The 20,385-nt window shown below is 41.5% G+C and carries 22 protein-coding genes and 1 other annotated feature; of the genes, 20 read left to right on the top strand and 2 right to left on the bottom strand.

Annotated features, from left to right (window positions below):
* Positions 1-63 precede the first annotated feature (63 nt).
* The 20 genes from IRB79_RS22660 (at position 64) to pheA (ending at position 18,613) form a co-directional block, all read left to right on the top strand.
* On the top strand, positions 64-1,713 hold the full coding sequence (locus tag IRB79_RS22660) for a sensor domain-containing diguanylate cyclase (protein WP_243505062.1): 1,650 nt from the start codon (positions 64-66) through the stop codon (positions 1,711-1,713).
* Between the two features lie 325 nt (positions 1,714-2,038).
* The gene (locus IRB79_RS22655) at positions 2,039-2,791 is read left to right on the top strand and encodes a prepilin peptidase (RefSeq protein ID WP_243505061.1); all 753 of its coding nucleotides are present in this window, start codon (positions 2,039-2,041) and stop codon (positions 2,789-2,791) included.
* A 363-nt stretch (positions 2,792-3,154) separates the two neighbouring features.
* The gene (locus IRB79_RS22650; protein WP_243505060.1) at positions 3,155-4,234 is read left to right on the top strand and encodes a hypothetical protein; all 1,080 of its coding nucleotides are present in this window, start codon (positions 3,155-3,157) and stop codon (positions 4,232-4,234) included.
* A gap of 232 nt (positions 4,235-4,466) precedes the next feature.
* Complete coding sequence (locus IRB79_RS22645; protein WP_243505059.1) at positions 4,467-5,036, top strand: Maf family protein; 570 nt, start codon at positions 4,467-4,469, stop codon at positions 5,034-5,036.
* 51 nt (positions 5,037-5,087) lie between these two features.
* Entirely contained in the window at positions 5,088-5,777 is a 690-nt protein-coding gene (gene radC / locus IRB79_RS22640; protein ID WP_243505058.1) for a RadC family protein, read from the top strand.
* A gap of 160 nt (positions 5,778-5,937) precedes the next feature.
* Complete coding sequence (locus IRB79_RS22635; RefSeq protein WP_035331317.1) at positions 5,938-6,960, top strand: rod shape-determining protein; 1,023 nt, start codon at positions 5,938-5,940, stop codon at positions 6,958-6,960.
* 265 nt (positions 6,961-7,225) lie between these two features.
* Positions 7,226-8,110, top strand: a complete 885-nt coding sequence (mreC, locus tag IRB79_RS22630; protein WP_243505057.1) for a rod shape-determining protein MreC — start codon at positions 7,226-7,228, stop codon at positions 8,108-8,110.
* Entirely contained in the window at positions 8,107-8,622 is a 516-nt protein-coding gene (gene mreD / locus IRB79_RS22625; RefSeq protein WP_243505055.1) for a rod shape-determining protein MreD, read from the top strand. Before mreC ends, mreD begins: the two co-directional genes overlap by 4 nt.
* Positions 8,623-8,889: 267 nt before the next feature.
* Positions 8,890-9,567, top strand: coding sequence for a septum site-determining protein MinC (gene minC / locus IRB79_RS22620; RefSeq protein WP_243505053.1), 678 nt, complete (start codon positions 8,890-8,892; stop codon positions 9,565-9,567).
* Position 9,568: 1 nt separating this feature from the next.
* Positions 9,569-10,372: a septum site-determining protein MinD gene (minD, locus tag IRB79_RS22615; RefSeq protein ID WP_243505052.1), complete on the top strand. Its 804-nt coding sequence runs from the start codon at positions 9,569-9,571 to the stop codon at positions 10,370-10,372.
* A gap of 137 nt (positions 10,373-10,509) precedes the next feature.
* Positions 10,510-11,286, top strand: coding sequence for a M23 family metallopeptidase (locus IRB79_RS22610; protein WP_243505050.1), 777 nt, complete (start codon positions 10,510-10,512; stop codon positions 11,284-11,286).
* Complete coding sequence (locus IRB79_RS22605) at positions 11,279-12,145, top strand: M50 family metallopeptidase (protein WP_243505049.1); 867 nt, start codon at positions 11,279-11,281, stop codon at positions 12,143-12,145. The genes IRB79_RS22610 and IRB79_RS22605 overlap by 8 nt, the downstream gene beginning before the upstream one ends.
* A 58-nt stretch (positions 12,146-12,203) precedes the next feature.
* The gene (locus IRB79_RS22600) at positions 12,204-13,652 is read left to right on the top strand and encodes an Rne/Rng family ribonuclease (RefSeq protein ID WP_243509622.1); all 1,449 of its coding nucleotides are present in this window, start codon (positions 12,204-12,206) and stop codon (positions 13,650-13,652) included.
* A gap of 198 nt (positions 13,653-13,850) precedes the next feature.
* Positions 13,851-13,930, top strand: a sequence feature (ribosomal protein L21 leader region).
* Positions 13,931-13,943: 13 nt separating this feature from the next.
* Complete coding sequence (gene rplU, locus IRB79_RS22595; protein WP_009333117.1) at positions 13,944-14,252, top strand: 50S ribosomal protein L21; 309 nt, start codon at positions 13,944-13,946, stop codon at positions 14,250-14,252.
* A 13-nt stretch (positions 14,253-14,265) separates the two neighbouring features.
* Positions 14,266-14,604 (top strand): ribosomal-processing cysteine protease Prp, encoded by a 339-nt coding sequence (locus IRB79_RS22590; protein WP_206838928.1) that lies wholly within the window; start codon positions 14,266-14,268, stop codon positions 14,602-14,604.
* On the top strand, positions 14,605-14,898 hold the full coding sequence (gene rpmA / locus IRB79_RS22585) for a 50S ribosomal protein L27 (RefSeq protein WP_009333115.1): 294 nt from the start codon (positions 14,605-14,607) through the stop codon (positions 14,896-14,898). It begins immediately after the preceding gene.
* 237 nt (positions 14,899-15,135) lie between these two features.
* A complete protein-coding gene (locus IRB79_RS22580) occupies positions 15,136-15,687 on the top strand; it encodes a sporulation initiation phosphotransferase B (RefSeq protein ID WP_243505048.1) in 552 nt (183 codons plus the stop codon).
* A 141-nt stretch (positions 15,688-15,828) separates the two neighbouring features.
* Positions 15,829-17,121 carry a GTPase ObgE gene (obgE, locus tag IRB79_RS22575; protein ID WP_243505046.1) on the top strand — a complete coding sequence of 431 codons (1,293 nt, stop codon included), beginning with the start codon at positions 15,829-15,831 and terminating at the stop codon, positions 17,119-17,121.
* Between the two features lie 25 nt (positions 17,122-17,146).
* Complete coding sequence (locus tag IRB79_RS22570; RefSeq protein ID WP_243505045.1) at positions 17,147-17,602, top strand: ACT domain-containing protein; 456 nt, start codon at positions 17,147-17,149, stop codon at positions 17,600-17,602.
* 132 nt (positions 17,603-17,734) lie between these two features.
* Positions 17,735-18,613 carry a prephenate dehydratase gene (gene pheA / locus IRB79_RS22565; RefSeq protein WP_243505044.1) on the top strand — a complete coding sequence of 293 codons (879 nt, stop codon included), beginning with the start codon at positions 17,735-17,737 and terminating at the stop codon, positions 18,611-18,613.
* A gap of 69 nt (positions 18,614-18,682) precedes the next feature.
* Here pheA and IRB79_RS22560 read toward each other — a convergent pair whose 3' ends face one another.
* Both IRB79_RS22560 and IRB79_RS22555 read right to left on the bottom strand, forming a co-directional pair.
* A complete protein-coding gene (locus IRB79_RS22560; protein WP_243505043.1) occupies positions 18,683-19,225 on the bottom strand; it encodes a transcription repressor NadR in 543 nt (180 codons plus the stop codon).
* A gap of 65 nt (positions 19,226-19,290) precedes the next feature.
* Complete coding sequence (locus IRB79_RS22555; protein WP_347815363.1) at positions 19,291-20,373, bottom strand: IscS subfamily cysteine desulfurase; 1,083 nt, start codon at positions 20,371-20,373, stop codon at positions 19,291-19,293.
* Positions 20,374-20,385: the final 12 nt, after the last annotated feature.

Here is a 20,385-nt window from a genome sequence, read left to right as displayed (position 1 = left end):
GTTAGTTCACAAGCCAAAAAAATAATATGGTTATTATGGATACTGATATTTCCTGCAGGTTCCATGCTAACCTATCATTTTTACCCTCCCGATTTTTCAGGACAGGGAATCAGTTTGTTTGCCTTTTTCATATTGATGTTTTTCGTTTCTTCCATGCCGATGGTAATCAATAATACACCAATCTTTTTAATTCAATGGGTTACGATGGCAGTGTTTTTAACCTTTGGGCTCCTTGCTGAAATGATAATGGTCCAATTGGGGATCCTGGTACTTCTTTTAAGGCTGAAAATACAAAAGGATCAGCTGTTTCGTCTGCCGCTTAACTCACTTCTGTTCTTTACATTATCTTTATTGAGCGGGCTGGCTTACTTTGCAATGGGAGGCAAAATAGGCGTAGATCTAATAGCCAATCCCCAATATTTCTGGGTTGCTGCAGCATACCCAGTAATCCATTTTACTCTAAATCAGGTATTGATCAGCGTAATTCAGGCTGCATTGTATGGCAGGAAAATATCTTTTCTGGAAAAAGACCTTATATGGGAAACTATTACCTCTCTCATAACATTCCCGATTGGCCTTATCCTTTACATTTTATATGCTGAAGTGGGAATTCTTGCACTGCTGTTTGTAGGGGTGCCATTTGTAAGTCTTTCAATTATTCTTCATCTTTATTACTCAAGTGAAAAGGTTATTGATTACCTTCAAAAAGCCGCAGATATAGGGCATCAAATGGCAGAGCGCCTTGATGTGGATGAGGTTATGGAGCTTTTCATTTTGAAATTGAGCGAAATGATGCCTGTTGACTATGCCTATATTCTGGATATTAAGGATAACGATGAACTTCACACGATTTACCGAATTGAGCGTGGCCAAATAAAGCCGAATGACCTTAAGCCTACCAAAAAGAGTGAGGGAATCAGCGGATTGGTTTTGGGCACCCGAAAATCTGCCCTTTTCCATTCGAGGAAGAAATGGAAAAGCATTGCTAAGGAATTCTTGCCTGTAGATGCCGAAAGCATTATTTGTGTTCCGATAGTCCGAAGTAATGAAGTATTGGGGATTCTGCTGCTTTCTTCTGCAAAAAAGAGGGCATATGAAAAGTCACAGCTCATGATTGTCGATATTTTATGTTCGCATTTTGCGATAGCAATTGAGAATGCAAAGCACTATGAGGAAACAAAAGCCAAAAGCGAGCGCTGTGCGTTAACGGAACTATTCAATTATAGATATATGGAAGCTAAATTAAATGAAGAATTCAGCAGATTGCAAAATGGTGAAAGAGAAATCCTCTCACTCATCATACTTGACATCGATCATTTTAAAAAAGTGAACGATACTTATGGGCACCAAAGCGGTAATGAAATCCTCTGCGAACTGGCTGATCGGCTGACAAATTTAATAGATACGGCAGGAATTGCTGCCCGATATGGCGGCGAGGAATTTGTTGTCTTAATGCCTGATACCAGCAAAGACGATGCGATAGGCTGGGCAGAGCTAATCAGGCAGACCATTGCCAACCGTCCATTCATACTCAAACAGAATATCGATGGAAGCCACAGCAGCACAAAAGTTTATATAACCGCCTCTATTGGGGTAGCTGCTGCACCTGAAGATGCTGATGATTCACTGGCCCTTATACGCCATGCTGACCGAGCTTTATATGTTGGAGCTAAGCGCGCAGGGAGGAATAGGGTTGCGGAGTATGTGAAGTGAAAATCCTTTTGTTTGTCAAAAGGATTTTTTTGTGCAAAAATAAACCTTTTTACCTATTAGATATATTGTTCTTATGGGTGTATTGGTATAATGTTATTAATATATACTTGAGGAATTTTCTTTTACCTCTTAAATCATTAAAGTTCATAAAGATTACACATCTACTGTTCAAGCATATTCATATTCAATTGAGCAACTTTTATTTTTACAAATTTTGAAGGAGGAAACAAGCTGCGGGCATATAACAATATTTGAGGACCTCTATAATATAATAGGACACTGAGGAAATCAGCTTTCTTGTGCCTGAGCCGACGCGTTAATATTTATGCTAAATCTCTTAATAATATTATTTTTATTCGGTTCCATACTAGGTTCCTTCTACAATGTAGTTGGCCTAAGAGTTCCTGAAAATCAATCAATAGTAAAGCCGAGGTCACATTGTAAACACTGTAAGCATACTTTATCATATTTGGAGCTTGTCCCAATTTTTTCTTATGTATTTCTAGGTGGAAAATGCAGGCGCTGTAAGGTGTCAGTTTCAGTCTTATATCCGGCTGTGGAGCTTGCGACAGGTACTTTGTTTGCTGCTGCTCCATTAATTTTAGGGTGGACTTCCGAGTTGATTGTTGCCTGGACACTAGTTTCTCTTATGGTCATTATATTTGTATCTGACTATAAATATATGATCATTCCAAATAAAGTTCTCTTAGTTTTTGGTGTGACCCTAACAGCAGAACGTATTCTTATTCCTCTTTCTCCTTGGTGGGACAGTTTAGCAGGTGGGGTACTTGGTTTTTTACTACTTTTATTTATAGCTGTAATCAGTAAAGGCGGCATGGGTGGAGGTGATATAAAGCTATACTCAGTTATTGGTATTGCTTTAGGTGTGAAGCTTGTTTTGCTTTCGTTTTTTCTAGCCACTTTGTTTGGAGCATTTCTAGGTGGTATAGGCATGTTTATAGGAGTTGTGAAAAAGGGGAAACCAATTCCATTCGGTCCTTTTATTGGTATAGGAACAATAATTGCCTACTTTTATGGCAATGAATTGATAGAATGGTACTTTAGCTTATTCCTATAAAAGATACTCAGAATTGCCGGAGTTAATGAGAATAAGATCGGTTTTTTTCGTAATTTATATTTCTTTTTATATAAAATAAAATGTGGAAATGATAGACTCTTTGTTTGTTATATTTCAGCGGAAAATCCATAACCGCTGTTTGTTTTAAAGGCGAAAAGCGAAGTTTATGCTATTCTGATGGCAATGAAGGAATCCCCATAAATAAATTAGACCCTGATTTAATTACAGAAAATTAAACGAAAATCCAAATGAAAAATTTGACGAAATCCTTCCGTAACAAGACGACAAAAGTCTTGTTATTTTTTTTTTTCCTTATGTTAGGATGAAAACAATTCAGGAAACGGCACGGAAGGAGGATGAGATGTGGACAAGCCTAAAAGCGAAAAAACGATCACGATTAAGATAAATGGCAAGGACCGTCCGTTTCAGGAGAAGAAGGAAGAAATGCAGGAGAAAGCATGGGATCCGAGACAGCTGGATAGACAGAAAAAGCAGGAACAAACTGAATTTTTCGCATCCATACAAACAGCGGCCGGCAAAGAGGCGGATGACAGCTTCGATTGGATTCTGCCTGAGGAAACGGAGGATGCGGATATAAAGGAATATAAAAAAGCAGCTCCTCCTAAATCACCAGCTAAAAATGGGCTGAGCACACTGGCTAAAAAATTCCAGGGAAGAAATAAGCAAGGATTCTTAACATCCATTTTTCTGGCTGTATTTTTTGCTGTACTGCTCGGGACCAGCTTTGGATTCATCATGCTGAAGCTTGTATTTACAGATCAGGCAGCAGAAACTCTGGCGCCCCCAATTAATGACACTCCGGCAGCATCAAATCAGCAGACTCCCGCTGCAGCTGCCGCTTTAGAGACACTAACAGCATACGTAGTTCAAGGCGGCGTTTTCTCAAACAGTGAAGCAGCACAGCAAATCCAGGAAGCTAACACACAAAAGGGAGTCTATAGCCAATCAATAAATATAGGTGAGCAGACTTTTCTTTTTTTAGGGGTATCGGGAAGCCTTGATCAGGCTAAGGAAATAGGTGCGGATCTAAAAAGCAAAGGGATTGATGTATTTGCAAAAGAAGTTGCCTTTGAAGGTAAAGCAATTGAAGGGCTGAATGCCGAAGAGAAAAAACTGGCTGAAAATGCTCCTGCTTTTTATCAAAGCCTTTCAGAAGGTGCAGCCAGTGCCTCTCTCGGCAGCTCCATAACCCCTGAGGCGGCTGAGGAAATAAAAAATCATAGCAAGGCAGTGAATGATCTGCCGGCCGATCAAATTAAAAATAAAAGCCTGATTTCTATAAGAGAAGAACTTTTGGATGCTTCGAAGCAAATAGACACATACCAGCAGACAGGTGATTCTGCATCAGCCGGTAAAATTCAGGAGCACCTGCTGGCGTTTCTTGCTGCTTATCAGACCTTGCTGCAGTCAGACGGGCAGTAAGGACCCGGCATATTGTGCCATAATAATATCCGATTCGAATATTTTCTGGGAAATATCACATATTAAATGGAGTCTGTTCGGGAAATTTAGACAGACTCTTTCTTTTTGTCATTATTCGATAATTTATGATAAAAATATCTATAAATTACCTCTTTAAAATTGTTTGTCTGGCAATTTTTTGATACGATTAACCTGTATCTCCCAATATGATACATAAAGGTAAGGTGATTACATGCAAAACCTCATTTTAGCCTCTTCTTCCCCGCGGCGAAAAGAACTTCTTGAAAATCTTCATTTGAAATTTGAAGTCTCCAGCAGTGATGTCGATGAAAGTTTTAATCCAGTGCTGTCACCAGGAGAAATCGTGAAGGAGCTTGCCCTTAGAAAGGCACAGGCTGTATTTAATAAACATCCTGATTCATATGTAATTGGCTCAGATACAGTTGTAGTTAAAGACGGCAATGTTTTAGGAAAGCCAGGCAGCAGCAAGGAAGCCTTCACTATGCTCAAAAGTCTGTCTGGAACCACCCATTCTGTTTACACAGGTGTATCCATCGTGGCGCCTGAAAATGTAATTACATTTTATGAAAAAACTGATGTGGTGTTCTGGGAGTTAACGGATGAAGAAATTAACTCTTATATTGGCACCGGTGAACCATTTGACAAGGCAGGTGCATATGGGATACAAGGCATTGGCAGCATGCTCGTAAAAAGCATAACCGGAGATTATTTCTCTGTTGTGGGCCTTCCTGTCTCTAGAACGGTTCGTGAATTAAGGAAAGCGGGGTATTCGCTTCCTTAATATACTTTTTTCATCTTCAGCTCCCTGGCCCCAGAGTTTAGGGAGGAAAATATGCAAACGGATACTCTATTGATTAAAGATTTCCCTCAAGATGAACGCCCTCGTGAGCGCTTTGTCCAAAATGGTCCGCAAAGCTTATCCAATCATGAACTGATAGCGATTTTACTCAGAACAGGTACGAAAGATGAATCTGTTCTGCAATTAGCGAATAGGCTTCTTACCCATTTTGAAGGACTCCGGCTATTAAAGGATGCGTCCCTGGATGAAATAACGGCCATTAAAGGAATAGGATCTGCAAAGGCAATTCAGCTGCTGTCAGCAGTTGAAATCGGCCGGAGGATTTCCAATCTCACATATGACGACAGATATATTATCCGTTCTCCTGAGGATGGAGCAAATTATGTTATGCATGAAATGCGATTCCTGTCTCAGGAACATTTTGTATGCCTTTATTTAAATACAAAAAATCAGGTGCTGCATAAGCAGACTATCTTTATTGGAAGCCTGAATGCTTCAATTGTTCATCCGAGAGAGGTCTTTAAAGAGGCATTTCGCAGATCGGCTGCGTCCATTATCTGCATTCATAATCATCCGAGCGGTGATCCGACTCCAAGCCGGGAAGATATTGAAGTAACCAAGAGACTTGCAGAGTCCGGAAAAATAATCGGCATCGATGTGCTGGACCATCTTATCATCGGTGAAAATAAATTTGTCAGTTTAAAGGAAAAAGGGTATTTATAACACTATGTTTTTATTTGACGTTGCGCTATAATAATGGTTATGATTTTTGAGATGCCTTGCTTTTTGGAGGTTCATTGTACTAGAAAAATTAAAGAAAATTCCATTAAAATACCTTACTTAGGAAAATGAGCAATTTGTATCAGAAAGGGAGATACCATTTATGTTTGGAATCGGTACTAGAGACCTTGGAATAGATTTAGGGACAGCTAATACACTTGTCTATGTGAAAGGAAAAGGAATTGTTGTCAGAGAGCCGTCAGTAGTAGCTCTGCAGACAGATACTAAAAATATTGTAGCAGTCGGCAATGACGCAAAAAATATGATCGGCCGTACACCCGGCAATATTGTCGCTCTGCGTCCAATGAAGGATGGCGTAATTGCGGATTATGAAACAACCGCTGTCATGATGAAATATTATATTAAACAGGCCAATAAAAATAAGGGCTTCTTTTCAGGCAAGCCATATGTAATGGTTTGTGTGCCATCCGGCATTACAGCCGTTGAAGAACGTGCTGTAGTCGATGCCACCCGCCAGGCAGGGGCACGCGATGCTTATACCATCGAAGAGCCGTTTGCCGCTGCAATCGGGGCTAATCTTCCTGTTTGGGAACCGACAGGAAGCATGGTGGTCGATATCGGGGGAGGTACTACTGAAGTAGCCATCATTTCCTTGGGCGGAATTGTTACGAGCCAATCCATCCGCATTGCCGGTGATGAAATGGATGACGCGATCATCAATTATATCCGCAAAAATTACAACTTAATGATTGGTGACCGTACAGCAGAAACGATTAAAGTGGAAGTGGGTTCTGCTGGAGATCCGGAAGGCGTCGAAAACATGGAAATACGCGGCCGCGATCTGCTGACAGGCCTGCCAAAAACAATTGAAATTACTGCTGAAGAAATTTCAAAAGCGTTGAATGATACTGTTTATGCAATTGTGGATGCAGTAAAAAATACTCTTGAAAAAACTCCTCCTGAACTAGCGGCAGATATTATGGACCGAGGTATTGTCCTTACTGGCGGGGGAGCGCTTCTCCGCAACCTGGACAAGGTAATCAGCGAAGAAACGAAAATGCCTGTCCTTATTGCAGAAAACCCATTGGACTGTGTCGCAATTGGTACTGGAAAAGCTCTTGACCATATCGATTTATTCAAAACGAAAGCTAAAGAATCCAGATAAATTGAATCCTGAATAAGAAAATGAAAAAGCCCATTCACTTCTTAATAAGTGCATGGGCTCAAATTTGGTTTATAAAATAAGAAAACATTTTGAACGTCGAGAACTGTCTAGCTGCAGCGCCTACCCCCTCGAGGTGTCGGGGGTGGGCAAGGCGCTTCCGCTTTTCTAAGTGAAATGATAATTTCGCAGATATATGTTATATTTTGTTGAGCAGTGCCTGAATGGCGCAATTTTTCCTGAAAAAATATTAATCGAGGTGTAACGGATGCCACAGTTCTTTCTGAACAAACGCCTGATTATTTTGCTTGTCAGCATTATTATTCTCGTGGCATTGATTGGATTTTCTTTAAAAGATAGAGAAAATTTGACCTGGCCTGAACAATTTTTAAAAGATACTACCGGGTTTATACAAAATGCTGTTTCCAGCCCTGTGAATTATGTGGCAGGATTCTTTGAAAATATCGAAGACTTGCAAAATACATACAAAGAAAATAAAGATTTGAAGACAAGACTGGATGAACTTGCACGCCTTGAGTCTGAGGTTCAGCGGCTGAAAAAGGATAATACAGAACTTCGTGAGATTTTGGATAAGAAAGACTCTTTAAGTGAATTTGAGCCAAAGCAGGCAACTGTTATAGGAAGAAATCCCGACAGATGGCATGAATTGCTTATCATTAATAAAGGGAAAAATGCTGGCATTGAACCGAACATGGCTGTCATTACGTCTAAAGGCCTGATCGGCAAAGTGAAAAGTAGCAATACCTTTACTTCAACAGTTCAGCTTCTTAGTTCAATGGACCCGACAAATCGCATCTCTGCTAAAATTCAGGCAGGCGAGAATAACTTTTTCGGTCTGATTGAAGGCTATGATAAAGAAAAAGGTCTTCTTTTGCTTAAGCGAATTCCTTATGATGCAAAGGTAAAAAAGGATCAAAACGTTATTACATCAGGTCTAGGCGGCGTCTTTCCTGAGAGCCTTCCGATTGGGAAGGTTGTTGATGTTGTTCCTGATGAATTTGGTCTTACCCAGACCGCCTATGTTAAGCCGGGGGCAGATTTCTACGATATTGGACATGTAATGGTTGTTAAAAGAGGTGCTTTACAGCCTGAACTAATGGAAATGGTTGATGAGAAGGAGGAGGAACTGTGAGAAGATTCCTTCTTCCACTCATACTCCTGGCCTTATTTATCGGTGAAAGCATATTTGTTCAATTAACTCCGCATGATTTGTTAGGCAGCGGAAAAATAGCAATTCCCCGTTTCCTGATGGCCGGATTGCTTTTTTTGACCATTTTTGGTTCAAGAAAGCACGGAATTCTTTACGGTTTATTATTCGGCTTGCTTTTTGATATTGTGTACGTGGAAATTATCGGCATTTACCTGTTTCTATTTCCAGTCATTGCTTTTATTACAACCAAACTAATGAAAATTCTTCAGACGAATATGGCTATGGCTTCCATCATTGTGCTCTTAGGCATCACCCTCCTTGAGGCCGGTGTCTACCAGATGAACTTATTAATTCATCATACTGATATGGTCTTTGCAGCCTTTCTTTCGTCCCGTCTCGTGCCAACTCTAATATTAAATGCCATTTTCATTATATTAGCTGTTTATCCATTTAAAAGACTTTCGGAAAAATTTGCAGATAGCTTAAACGACTAACCGTTCGAAGTGATATAATTTCACAATTCATTTAAAAGAAACCGGATTAATCCGGTTTCTTTTAAATGAATAATTTTTAGGAAAAAAGGAATTTAGAAGGTTTCTGTCGAATTCTACCTTTATGGGCAAATTGGATAGGGATAATTGACATAATTTGTTAAAAAATGGTCCTGCGGCTGTTTGAAAAAATAGCAGATCATGGACTGCTTTAAAATAGAGTGCCAACAGCACTTATGTGTTTCTTATCATTGAGGTGAACATCTTGAAATGAAAAAAAGCCAAAACGTTACAATAAAAGGGACGAAAGATGGTCTGACTTTGCATCTCGATGATTCCTGTTCATATGGAGAGCTGAAGAAAGAACTTGATAGAAAGCTTTCAGAAAACTCCAGATCTGTTGAAGACCGGCTTCTTTCAGTGAGGGTACAAGTCGGCAACCGTTACCTCACAGAAGAGCAGCAGGAAGAATTGAAGGAGTTAATCAGGCAAAAGAAGAACCTGATCGTTGAGTCTATTAGCTCCAATGTCATTACCAAAGAAGAAGCTGAAAAACAGAAGGAAGAAAACGAAATTGTATCTGTCGCGAAGGTGATTCGTTCCGGGCAGGTTCTAGAAGTGGCGGGAGATCTGCTTCTTATCGGAGATGTAAATCCCGGGGGCACTGTCATGGCTGGAGGAAACATATTTATAATGGGGGCGCTAAAAGGCATAGCCCATGCCGGATGCCATGGGAATAAGGAAGCCGTGGTCGTTGCTTCGCTTATGAAACCATCCCAATTAAGGATCAGCAATTGTATTAACCGGGCTCCTGACAAGGATCAGGATGACGAAAAAAGAGAAATGGAATGTGCTTACATAGATGAAGATGATCAAATAACCGTAGATAGATTACAAGTATTAATGCATCTAAGACCTAATATTACTAGATTGCAAGGGGGAAGCTAGGATGGGAGAAGCGATTGTCATTACGTCCGGAAAAGGCGGAGTCGGAAAAACGACTACTTCCGCAAATGTAGGTACTGCTCTGGCCCTTCAGGGGAAAAGAGTGTGCCTGGTGGATACAGACATTGGCCTTCGAAATCTTGATGTGGTGATGGGACTGGAAAACCGCATTATTTATGATCTGGTCGATGTAGTCGAAGGCCGGTGCAAAATACATCAGGCTGTGGTTAAAGACAAACGGTTTGATGATTTGCTGTATTTGCTTCCTGCTGCTCAAACAAGTGATAAGACGGCTGTTACACCAGAACAGATGAAAAAGCTGGTCGATGAATTAAAGCAGGATTATGACTATATTGTCATAGACTGCCCTGCTGGAATTGAGCAGGGGTACAAAAATGCTGTTGCCGGTGCAGATAAAGCAATTGTTGTTACCACTCCTGAAGTTTCAGCCGTACGTGATGCTGACCGGATTATCGGCTTGCTTGAAAAAGAGGAAAATGTAGAGGCTCCAAAACTGATAATAAATAGAATTAGAAGCCATTTGATGAAAAATGGCGACATGCTCGATGTCGATGAAATAACCGCTCATTTGTCGATTGATTTAATTGGAATTGTGGCAGATGATGATGAAGTGATCAAAGCATCCAATCATGGTGAGCCTATTGCTTTAAACCCTAACAGCAAAGCTTCTGTTGCTTACCGTAATATCGCCCGCCGCATACTTGGTGAAGCTGTTCCGCTTCAGCCTCTTGAAGAGGAGAATAAAGGTGTATTCTCGAAACTAAAAAAGTTTTTTGGTGTTAAATAATTGAAATTTGTTGAACTAAAGCCGGGGAGCCTTCTCCGGTTTATTTTTTTATCTCAGACACCCACTTCAAGTCATACTCTATTTGGACAACTCATAAACTTGTACAAATAGAGCTATATAGAAATGGTGGGGATATTATGAATTCAAGAGCGGATGAAATACGCAAGAGAATCGAGCGGAGAAAAAAGGAGAAAGAAAGATTCTCAAAAAAGAGAGACTCAACTGTTCTTTGGACAGAAGATGAAGAGCGGTATGGGTTTAATAAGCTGCCTTCATATGAGAGCAATCTCGATGAGGGAAATCACCCCTTATTTCGAAAGGAACTATTTCTTTTCAAATTGCTTGCTTCTGCCTGTATTTTTTTATTCGCTGCTATTCTTTTTAAAAACCAGGCTGCGACATTTGATCCTGCAAGAGATTTTGTAAAGGCAGCCATGGAGAAAGATTTTCAATTCGCCGCGGTTTCCGGCTGGTATGAGGAGCAATTTGGAAAACCGCTGGCCCTGCTTCCATTTTCAGATGGTAAAAAAGATGAGAAGAACGTTGAAGAAAACAGTGAGTATGCATTGCCTGCTTCTGCAAAAATCCTGGAAGACTTCAATGATAATGGACAAAGAATAACGATCGAAACAGGAAAGGAAGCTACCATTGAAGCAATGAGTGAAGGGCTCGTACGGTTTGCTGGAAAGAAAGATGGTTTCGGAAATACGGTTATTATTCAGCATGGTGATAAAAGTGAGTCCTGGTATGGCAATTTGGCTGAAATTAATGTGAATTTATATCAATATGTTGAAAAAGGAACCGGTATAGGCACGTCAGGTGACGCCGGTGATGGAGAAAAAGGTTCTTTTTATTTCGCGATTAAAAAAGATGATGATTTTATAAATCCGATCCAGGTGATCCCATTTGAATAAAATAACAGGATTAATTAAATATATTCATATTCATCCTTTGTTATGGGCCATTATCGGACTATCTGTCGCGACTGCTCATTTTATGGAATTATGCATGCTTCTCCTGATTATCTTCGTTCATGAAATGGGCCATGCCGCTGCAGCATCCCTTTATTCCTGGAGAATAAAAAAGATTGCCCTCTTGCCATTTGGCGGAGTAGCGGAAATGGATGAACACGGAAACCGGCCGCTGAAAGAGGAGATCGTAGTCATTATAGCAGGGCCGCTTCAGCATATTTGGATGATGGGGGCGGCGCTGTTATTTTATGAGCTCTCCTGGGTGTCTGCTGATATTTTTCACCTGTTTATTCAATTCAATTTAATGATCCTGATTTTTAATCTGCTCCCTGTCTGGCCATTGGATGGAGGAAAGCTTGTGTTTTTATGGCTTTCTCATAATCAGGCATTTCCGGAAGCGCACAGAAAAACACTTTTCATTTCGGCTGCGGGTTTAATCAGTTTCATTATATTAACTTTGCTGACCTCTCCTGTTAACTTGAATATATGGGTAGTCCTCGCTTTTTTGGTGTTTTCGCTATATCATGAATGGAAGCAGAGCCGATTCATATTCATCCGCTTTCTCCTCGAAAGATACTATGGGAAACACAGTGACTTTCGGACATTAAAACCAATCGTTGTCAGTGAAGAAGAATTGGTTATTGACGTTCTGGAAAGATTTCAGCGAGGATGCAAACACCCAATCATTGTTGAAAAGGACGGGAAAGAGAAGGGTGCATTAGATGAAAATGAACTGCTGCATGCGTGCTTTGCAGAAAAAGTGCTGACCGCTAAAATTGGAGATTTGCTTTATGTTTACTGAAGAGCAAGTTTTTTTAGCTGAATAAATAATGTTTTAAAGTGAGGAAAAAGTTTTGGATATGTTAGTTGTAAATTATACATCAAGAGAGCGCCGATTTGCGTATTTAAAAGATAAGAGGGTCGAGAAGCTATTTATCGATCAGCCGAAGCAGCGTTCATCAGTGGGGGATATTTACTTGGGCACCGTTGCAAAAGTAATGCCTGGATTGAATGCAGCTTTTGTAGAGATTGGCGAAGTTCAAAGCGGATTTATTCACCGGGACAAACTGGCATCCTATGTTTGTTCTGCTGAAGAATTGCAAGTAAAGGAAAAACAGAGCATCTCTTCTTTTGTCCATCAGGGAGAAAGAATACTTGTTCAAGTTGAAAAGGACGCATCCGGAACCAAAGGACCGAGATTGTCAGGTGTGATTGAGTTCTCAGGAGATTCTCTGATATATATGCCAAATGGCCGTTATGTTGCTGTATCCAAGAAAATTGAGGATAGTGAAGCAAGAGAAAACTGGCGCCAATTTGGCTATCGTGCTAAAGAAGAGAATGAAGGGCTGATTTTCAGAACATCCTGTGATAGCAAGAAAGAAATTGAACTCATAGATGAACTTGAGAGGCTAAGGCTGGAGTACAGGGACCTTTTAAGGGCAGCAGAAGCAAAGAAAAAACCGGGAAAAGTTTACGAAGCGGATTCTTTTATTGAGGAAATTAAAGAAGAAGCGAAGAAAATGGCTGACGGAGAAATCGCAGTGGACGATTTAACACTGAAGAGTGTTCTCCAGAAACACACCAGCCTGCCAATTCGGCTGCACACTGGCAAGGAAAATATCTTCTCCGCTTTTAATGTTGAAGCTGAAATTGATAAAGCGCTGAAACGAATTGTATGGCTTGAAAATGGCGCATATCTTATTTTTGATGAAACTGAAGCTTTAACAGTCATCGATGTAAATACCGGAAAGTTCGCCGGTAAGCAGGACCGCAGGGATACTGTGTTAAAAACTAACGAGCAGGCGGCCGAAGAAGCTGCAAGACAGATCAGGCTCCGCGATATTGGCGGCATGATCCTAATTGATTTTATCGACATGAAAGAAGCATCTGACCGGAAGCATATCCTCTCCACCATGGAAAATGCGCTGAAAAAAGATGAAAGACGCACTAATCTCGTTGGATTCACCCCGCTTGGTATCCTCCAGATGACCCGAAAAAAAACAAAACCGGCCATTTCAGAATCACTTACCGAAAGGTGTCAAGTATGCGAAGGCGCCGGAAGAGTGCTGAGTGCTGAAACCATTGCCTTCAGGCTGGAAAGAGAACTGTGGGAACATCGGGGCAATGACCATGAAGCTGTCCTAATCGAAACCACCCCAGACACAGCGGCGGTATTCTCAGGGGAGAATGATACCCATAAAAAAAGAATCGAAGACAGCATTAGCTTAAAAATTATTTTTTCCTTTAAGGAAAATGGCAAGCCGTTTTATGAAATCAGAAAGTTTGGCAGTGCTAATGAGCTATGTTAGTTCAAAGCAGGCTGGGTTAACCACCCCGCCTGCTTTTTTAGTGCATTATTTCCCACTTCCCTAATAACCACATTAGCATTATAATTGTATAGGCACGCAAAAAAGTTACTTTTAGGTGTAAACAAAGAGAATCATATAATTCTTATTGACATGATTAATCATTATATGATAGGATTTTTATGTTATGTTTGTAGCGCACCCGTGCTACAACCGCACAGAACAGGTACATAAGCCCGCTTTTCGTGTCGGCGCCTGGGATGGCGAGTCTTAGTCTAAGAGGAGGTGCAGTTCATGTACGCGATTATCGAAACTGGCGGTAAGCAATTACGTGTAGAAGAAGGTCAAGCTATCTACATCGAAAAGCTTAGCGCTGAAGCAGGCGAAACAGTTACTTTTGAAAAGGTTCTTTTCGTTGGCGGAGACAGCGTAAAAGTAGGAAGCCCTGTAGTTGAAGGTGCTACTGTTACAGCTAAAGTTGAAAAACAAGGCCGTCAAAAGAAAATCACTGTATTTAAGTACAAAGCAAAGAAAAACTATCGTAAGAAGCAAGGTCATCGTCAGCCTTACACTAAAGTTGTGATTGAAAAAATCAACGCTTAATTAGGCGATTCAGATGATTGAAGTTACGATTATTCGTAAAGATTCCGGAAATATTCATTCGTTTGAAATAAGCGGTCATGCATTCTTCGCAAACAGAGGCAAGGATATCGTCTGTGCAGGCGTATCTGCCGTTTCCATCGGTGCCATTAATGCTGTCCATGCCCTAACCGGCGTGACACCAGAAATCAGCCACGGAGATGGCTTTCTCCGCTGTGTCCTTCCTGATCTTCAGGATGACATGAATGAGAAAGTGCAGCTTCTTCTTGAAGGCATGGTTGTTTCATTGCAGACGATTGAAGAAGACTACGGGAAGTATATAAAGATTACCTTCAAAAAGCAGGAGGTGGAATAAATGCTATTAAAATTAGATCTTCAGTTGTTCGCTTCTAAAAAGGGAGTAGGTTCTACAAAGAACGGCCGTGACTCAATCTCTAAGCGTCTTGGCGCTAAGCGTGCGGACGGACAATTCGTAACTGGCGGCTCAATTCTATACCGTCAGCGCGGTACTAAGATCTACCCAGGTGTAAACGTGGGTAAAGGCGGCGATGACACACTATTCGCGAAAGTTGACGGTGTTGTTAAGTTCGAGCGTCTTGGACGTGACCGCAAGCAAGTGAGCGTATATCCTGCAGCTCAAGAGGCGTAAGCCTTTTCGAGAAAACCCTAGCCCACAAGGTTAGGGTTTTCTTTTTTTGGCAAAAAATCCGCCAGTGCACTTCATAGTTTATCTAATGAATTTATAGCTCTAGAAGACAGCTGCTCTTCTTCGCATAAGCAATATTTTCTTATTTAACATAAATTTGCTTACTGTACTTATGTTTTTTGATATACTTACAGCAAGCACAGTCTTCTGACAGCCTAATAACCATACAGGAGTGCATATATGGAAAAAGACTGGAATATGATTGAAGTGCTGCGTCATGCCCGGCATGACTGGCTGAATAAAATACAATTAATTAAAGGCAACCTTTCCCTTAACAAGGTAGACAGGGCTAAGGAAATCATAGATGAAATTGTGGTGGAAGCACAGCAGGAAGCAAGACTTTCTAATTTAAACCTTCCTGGGTTTGCTTCGCTTTTATTGACTTATAATTGGGAGAACCACTACTTTCAGCTTGAATATGAGGTGCTCGATGATACCATTTCCGGCAGATTGGATGACTTTGTCCTTTCTGAGTGGACAGGCTCTTTTTTTGCCATTTTGGATTCATCAGTAAGGCCTTACCATGATAATCATTTATCTGTATCCATCAGGCATGAAAAAGAAGGGGCTCGTTTCTTTTTTGATTTTAGCGGAATACTAACAGATATCGATAAATTGGATCAGTTCTTCAAAAAGAAGAACGATGACATAACCGCTGCTGTTCAGGAATTAGCTGAAGAGGAGCTTGCACTGGAGTTATTTGTGCCATTCATTGCGAATGGCAGAGAGTGATTTCCGCTGAAGAAAGCAATACTAAGTGTGAAACTCTGCAGGCTGGAGCATTTCTTAAGTGTAAAGGTGGATCCAGTCAGTGCCGGTAATTTGGCTGAATGCCAGACAATTGGGACATACTGCAGACGGGAGGAATAATATATGTTTGTCGATCAAGTCAAAGTTTATGTTAAAGGCGGAGACGGGGGCAACGGAATGGTTGCTTTCCGCCGTGAAAAATATGTGCCGAACGGAGGCCCAGCCGGCGGAGATGGCGGTAAGGGTGCCAATGTTGTTTTTGAAGTGAATGAGGGATTGCGCACGTTAATGGATTTCCGTTATCAGCGCCATTTTAAAGCTCCCCGCGGTGAGCATGGCATGTCTAAAAATCAGCATGGAAGAAATGCAAAAGACATGATTGTTAAAGTCCCGCCGGGAACAGTTGTATCAGATGCCGAGTCAGGGGAAGTAATCGCAGACTTGACGGAGCACGGGCAAAGAGCTGTTATAGCCCGCGGAGGCCGCGGAGGCAGAGGGAATACCCGCTTTGCCACACCGGCTAATCCTGCTCCAGAATTGTCCGAACATGGCGAACCGGGCCAGGAAAGAGATGTTGTGCTGGAGCTCAAGCTTTTAGCTGATGTTGGTTTAGTCGGTTTCCCAAGCGTTGGAAAATCGACGCTGCTGTCGGTTGTATCATCAGCAAGACCGAAGATTGCGGAATACCACTTTACGACGATTGTTCCCAATCTGGGAATGGTTGAGACTGAAGACGGCCGCAGCTTTGTCATGGCAGACTTGCCTGGATTAATTGAAGGTGCCCATTCGGGAGTAGGCCTGGGACATCAATTTTTACGGCATATTGAGAGAACAAGAGTTATTGTGCATGTTATCGATATGGCTGCTGTTGAAGGCAGGGATCCATTTGAAGACTATCTAACCATCAATAAAGAATTAAAAGAGTATAACCTTCGTCTCACTGAAAGGCCTCAAGTCATTGTGGCCAATAAAATGGACATGCCTGATGCGGAGGAAAATCTTAAGAAATTTAAAGAACAGATTGAAGAAGATTATCCGATTTTCCCAATATCCGCTTTAACAAGACAAGGGTTAAGGGACCTATTATTTGCCGTTGCAGATAAGCTTGAAGAAACGCCTGAATTTCCTCTGTCACATGAAGAAGAAGAAGACACTGGTGTGCACCGCGTTCTTTACAAGCATGAGGCTGAACAGACGGAATTTGTCATTACGAGAGACCCTGCAGGAGTGTTCGTCGTATCAGGCGATGCTATTGAGAAACTCTTTAAGATGACTGATTTCTCAAGAGATGAATCTGTCCGCAGATTTGCTAGACAGCTGCGCGGAATGGGTGTGGATGATGCTCTTCGTGAAAAAGGAGCAAAAGACGGTGATACCGTTAAGCTGCTTGATTATGAATTCGAGTTTATTGACTAACCTTCTCGATTGACGGGGTGGAGAAATGAGAAAAGATAGATTCGATAAGAAATTTTATTTGGTTCGCGAAGATGTTTTGCCTGAAGCTATGAAGAAAACATTGGATGCGAAGGAAATGATCGAAAGGGGAAAAGCTGAATCGGTTTGGGATGCTGTCCAAAAAGTCGATTTGAGCAGAAGTGCTTTTTATAAATATAGAGACACTGTGTTTCCTTTCCATACTGTTGTCAAAGAACGGCTGATCACTTTATTCTTTCATTTGGAAGACAGATCGGGGACTTTATCACATTTATTGGGCGTTGTGGCTTCATCGGGGTGCAATGTCCTAACCATACACCAGACCATTCCACTCCAGGGAAGGGCAAATGTCACGCTTTCCCTGAATGTAACTGCAATGGGCATCGAGATTGAGGAGCTCTTGGCAAGGCTTCGAAAATTGGAGTTTGTAGAAAAAGTAGAGGTGCTGGGGACGGGTGCGTGAGAAAATGCGCTCTGTACCCTGCCCTTTTTTAGTTTTTTATTTTGTAAATTACATACATATGTTAAAGTAATAAAGTATAAAGAAAATTTTCAGTGATTTAAGATAAGTCTGACGAAAAAGGAGGTAATTACCGTGAAGATAGGATTTTTGGGCCCGAAAGCCACTTTTACAGATATTGCTGCAAGGAGTTTATTTCCGAATGAGACAGCCGTTCCCTACCCAACGATACCTGCCTGTTTTGATGCATTAAATGAGAATGAAATAGAGCTGGCGGTAGTTCCTCTTGAAAACGCATTGGAAGGCTCAGTGAATATTACATTGGACTATTTAATCCATGAAGTGGATTTTCCAATTATCGGCGAACTGACAGCCCCGATTCGCCAGCACTTTATGGTCCATCCCCATCATGTTAAGGAATGGGATAAAACAGATGTAGTCTATAGCCATTCCCATGCTATTGCACAATGCCATAAATTTCTGCATAAAGAGCTGAAAGGAATCCCCTGCGAAAGCACTACTTCAACTGCAGCAGCAGCTCAATATGTAAAAGAAAATCCAGACTTGCGGGCAGGCGCCATCGCTAATGAATTAGCGGCAGAAGTCTATGGACTGGTGATCGTTAAAGAGGATATTCATGATTTTGATTTTAACCATACGAAATTCATAGTTTTATCCAATAAAGAGCTGTCAATCAATGAAGACCGCAAAGAGTTTGCCGGGCACAAGACGACAGTTATGGTGACGCTGCCGGCTGATCGGTCAGGGGCACTTCATCAAGTGCTTTCGGCATTTGCTTGGAGGAAGCTCAATTTGACGAAGATTGAATCAAGGCCGATGAAAACAGGATTGGGAAATTATTTCTTTATCATTGACGTGGATATGAAGCAGGACGATGTCCTTATCCCTGGGGCAGTTGCCGAATTGGAGGCACTGGGCTGCAGCGTTAAGGTTTTGGGAAGCTATCCATATTTTCAGCTTCGCAATAAAAATACCAAAGTTCTTCAGGATTAAGCATAAGAAAAGGATCTGGCAAATACATATCCGGATCCTTTTCTTATTTGAAAATAAAAAAGACTAACTCTATTCCTGGTCAATAAGAAATCCAGCTTCCTTTAATAATTTCTCAGCTTCATCGAGTTTCTGTTCTGAGGCTGCAGAAAGAGTATGAAGGTGAATGCCATCTGTCAGTTCTGATAAGAAGGAAGCTTTTGTGGCTTGAATTTTATCCATGAATTGCTTGACTTCCTGACGGGTTGATACCATAACCGAGGCAGTTAAGTCACCATAAACAGGATGTTCAATTCTTACATCTTTTACTGTAACCCCATGATCGACAAGCAGATTCAATTCTTCTTCAGTCCTCGCGGGGTCATGATGGCAGGCAATGACCCGCTCGGCTGAAGATGCAGGAGAAGCCTGATGAAGATACATATAACCCTGGCTCGTGGCAATGATTGGCTCTTTTCTTGCCTTTAGAAGGGTGATATCCCCAACAATTACCTGTCTGCTTACATTTGTTTTTGCTGCAAGGTCGCCTCCTGTAATGGGCTGTCCGCTTTCTTTAAGAAGCTGAAGCAGAAAGGTCCTTCGCTCCTCTCCGAGCACCTTTTTTTGTTCCTTCATTTTTCCTCACCCTTATAATTCGATAATGTCTCATTCTAACATAAGAAACCGCAGAAGATAAAAGATTAGAGCGGTACGAGTTCCCGTGCCATTTCTGCCAGCTTTCCCCCCAGTGACTTTGCATCCTCAACAGCAGTATTCCACCCGAAAGAAATCCGGATAAATTCCTTGCCTTTTTTTTCTGTAACCCCTAGGGCCTCCATCGTTTTAGAAACAGTTTTCATGCCTGTGCTGCATGCGCTTCCTGTAGATACGGCATATCCGAGTCTGTTGCATTCAAGCATGATATATTGCCCTTCCACCCCTTTTAGCCGAAGTCCCAATGTAGATGGAAGCTGGTAAGATTCTTCAAAATCGTATAACACAAATTTCTCCTGTGAAGACTCAAGCTCCTTCAGCAGTGCTTCACGCAGTGTTTTGAGATGGCTGTTATGTCTGTTTAAATTTACATAAGCTTTCTGTGCAGCCACTGTCATTCCGGCAATTCCCGGAAGGTTCACGGTGCCTGGCCTGAAACCTTTTTCATGTGATACGCCGGGTAAGAAGGAGCTCCACCGCCTGCCGGGTTTAAGGTAAACCCCTCCAACCCCTTTTGGCCCGTAAAATTTATGGGCAGAAAAGGACAGGCTATCAACAAAGCGGGCGACTTCTTTTAAGTCTGATTTGCCGAAAGTATGGACACAATCACTATGCAGCAATATTTGTCTTTGCCTGCAAAGCTGGCTGATCTCAAGGACAGGCTGCAATGTGCCGATTTCAGGATTGCCATGCTGTATGGTAATTAAGACGGTATCATCCCTGATGGCCGAACTTAATTTTTTTAGGTCAATACGGCCATCCGCTCCAAAGGGGATTTCAGTAATTTCATAGCCTTTATCAAGGCGTAATTTCTCTAAGACACTATGAATAGAGGAATGTTCAGCCATTCCCGCTATAATATGTTTTCCCGATGTTTCAGAGCCAGACAGCAAGGCTAATATTGCGAGTAAATTGCTTTCTGTACCTCCGCTGGTAAAGTAAATTCCTTCACTCTCAACGCCTAAAATTACGGCCAATTCTCTCCGGCAATTTTCAAGAAGACCTTCTGCTGCGCTCCCGGTATCATGGAGGCTGCGGGAGTTGCCAAAGTATTCAGTTGAGGCTTTTATATAGGCATCTGC

Origin of the sequence: Cytobacillus oceanisediminis, from assembly GCF_022811925.1 — a bacterium.
GTDB lineage: Bacteria > Bacillota > Bacilli > Bacillales > Cytobacillaceae > Cytobacillus > Cytobacillus oceanisediminis_D.
This window is presented reverse-complemented; position numbering and strand designations above follow the sequence as displayed.

Bases quoted from the DNA above. Each gene is read 5' to 3' on its own strand.
- IRB79_RS22660 (WP_243505062.1), top strand. From the start codon at position 64: ATGCTAACCTATCATTTTTACCCTCCCGATTTTTCAGGACAGGGAATC.
- IRB79_RS22655 (WP_243505061.1), top strand. From the start codon at position 2,039: ATGCTAAATCTCTTAATAATATTATTTTTATTCGGTTCCATACTAGGT.
- IRB79_RS22645 (WP_243505059.1), top strand. From the start codon at position 4,467: ATGCAAAACCTCATTTTAGCCTCTTCTTCCCCGCGGCGAAAAGAACTT.
- radC (WP_243505058.1), top strand. From the start codon at position 5,088: ATGCAAACGGATACTCTATTGATTAAAGATTTCCCTCAAGATGAACGC.
- IRB79_RS22635 (WP_035331317.1), top strand. From the start codon at position 5,938: ATGTTTGGAATCGGTACTAGAGACCTTGGAATAGATTTAGGGACAGCT.
- mreC (WP_243505057.1), top strand. From the start codon at position 7,226: ATGCCACAGTTCTTTCTGAACAAACGCCTGATTATTTTGCTTGTCAGC.
- minC (WP_243505053.1), top strand. From the start codon at position 8,890: ATGAAAAAAAGCCAAAACGTTACAATAAAAGGGACGAAAGATGGTCTG.
- minD (WP_243505052.1), top strand. From the start codon at position 9,569: ATGGGAGAAGCGATTGTCATTACGTCCGGAAAAGGCGGAGTCGGAAAA.
- IRB79_RS22610 (WP_243505050.1), top strand. From the start codon at position 10,510: ATGAATTCAAGAGCGGATGAAATACGCAAGAGAATCGAGCGGAGAAAA.
- IRB79_RS22600 (WP_243509622.1), top strand. From the start codon at position 12,204: ATGTTAGTTGTAAATTATACATCAAGAGAGCGCCGATTTGCGTATTTA.
- rplU (WP_009333117.1), top strand. From the start codon at position 13,944: ATGTACGCGATTATCGAAACTGGCGGTAAGCAATTACGTGTAGAAGAA.
- IRB79_RS22590 (WP_206838928.1), top strand. From the start codon at position 14,266: ATGATTGAAGTTACGATTATTCGTAAAGATTCCGGAAATATTCATTCG.
- rpmA (WP_009333115.1), top strand. From the start codon at position 14,605: ATGCTATTAAAATTAGATCTTCAGTTGTTCGCTTCTAAAAAGGGAGTA.
- IRB79_RS22580 (WP_243505048.1), top strand. From the start codon at position 15,136: ATGGAAAAAGACTGGAATATGATTGAAGTGCTGCGTCATGCCCGGCAT.
- obgE (WP_243505046.1), top strand. From the start codon at position 15,829: ATGTTTGTCGATCAAGTCAAAGTTTATGTTAAAGGCGGAGACGGGGGC.
- IRB79_RS22570 (WP_243505045.1), top strand. From the start codon at position 17,147: ATGAGAAAAGATAGATTCGATAAGAAATTTTATTTGGTTCGCGAAGAT.
- IRB79_RS22560 (WP_243505043.1), bottom strand. From the start codon at position 19,225: ATGAAGGAACAAAAAAAGGTGCTCGGAGAGGAGCGAAGGACCTTTCTG.